This window comes from Alteromonas sp. BZK5 (assembly GCF_014349115.1).
GTDB classification, from domain to species: domain Bacteria; phylum Pseudomonadota; class Gammaproteobacteria; order Enterobacterales; family Alteromonadaceae; genus Alteromonas; species Alteromonas macleodii.
The window spans coordinates 1-1,350 of the sequence record NZ_JACSOE010000256.1; the positions used below are offsets into that span (position 1 = coordinate 1).

The window sequence follows — 1,350 nt, forward strand, 5'->3', positions numbered from 1 at the left end:
ATGGAGTGGAAAATAAAAGCGGAAACAGGAACTCTCACAACAAGCAAGCGTTTTCGCGATGTAGCTGCGAAGAGTATTCTAGCTATGGAACATGAGCTTGCGCACGGCGGTGGAAAAGTTAGCTACAAAGACTACATAGGGGCTTTGAAAAAATATCATATTCCATTTTTTGACCGCACGTATATCACTTCTATTGACCAAGACAAGCTCAAAGAATTCGACATTTGGCGAATACAAAAGGCTGGTAAGGTTCTTAACAAATCCACTCTGCTAAATCATAACGCTGCGCTACAAATGGTGTTTAAAGCTGCGGTTGAAAACCAATGGATGTTGCCAGTTCAGGTGCCAGTATTAAGTAACAAAGGAGAGCAGGGGGCTAGACGTGCTGCTTTCAGCGAAGTTGAATATGAGAAGGTCGTAGAAACTCTCGAAAGTATGAGAGACAACAGCCGTAAGGAAAAGACCAGGCAAATAAGGGAACTCTTACTAGATTATGCTGACGTAGTCGTCAACACAGGTATTCGGCCCGGCACTGAAATGGAAGAACTGACTTGGGCTGACATATCAATGACGAGACAAGAGCACCAAGTGATTTTTAAAATTAAAGTACGAAAAGGCAAGACCACGAAACATACTGGCACCAGAACTGTCGTGTGCAAAGATGAGTTTGTCTTTCCCCTAATGAATTTAATGGATCGTTTTCCTAATCGCCGACCGTCCGACAAAATATTTGTATTAGCTGACGGATCAAGTACCAACGAACTAGGTAGAACCTTTGTATCAGCATTAGAAGAAGCAGAGCTGAAGACCAGCCCAGATGGACCTAGAACACTCTATTCGCTGCGCCATACTTACATAACTTGGCAATTACTTAGCCGAACTTTAAGAGTTGATGTACTTGCTCGACAATGCGGTACTAGCATTGCGATGATAGAGCAACACTACAGTCATGTCGTACCTAGTATGTTTGAGCAGGAGCTATCCGGAGTAACGTTCGAAAATAAAGGAGAAAGAGTAAAAAGTAAACGCGCACTCGCACGAGGCTTAAAAACCAAAGAGCTACTTACTCAGCGCTTCAAGGCTTGGGAGGCTGGGTACAGAAGGCGTGGTTGTATTTAAAGCAACGGTATAGTTCCTGATACTCATGGCTCAAGTGTATGTTCGTTCAATATTTGCTGTTCTGCTTCTAAAATATACTCTTCAGCTCTACGCCATGGCAGCCTGCGGCCAGCATTTTTCATTAGAGTTAATTGTAGCGGCCTGACATCTTATTTTGCCTGACCCGATTTTATCAGCATGTTCTGACCCACAATCATTGATTCTACCCTATGAGGCTGGCTCACTTTAATT

Annotated in this window: 1 protein-coding gene; it reads left to right on the forward strand. The window is 43.3% G+C overall.

The window, feature by feature from the left end:
• On the forward strand, window positions 1-1,119 hold a 1,119-nt coding region (locus BIZ39_RS21775), incomplete at its 5' end, for a tyrosine-type recombinase/integrase (protein WP_187448110.1).
• Between the last annotated feature and the right edge of the window lie 231 nt (window positions 1,120-1,350).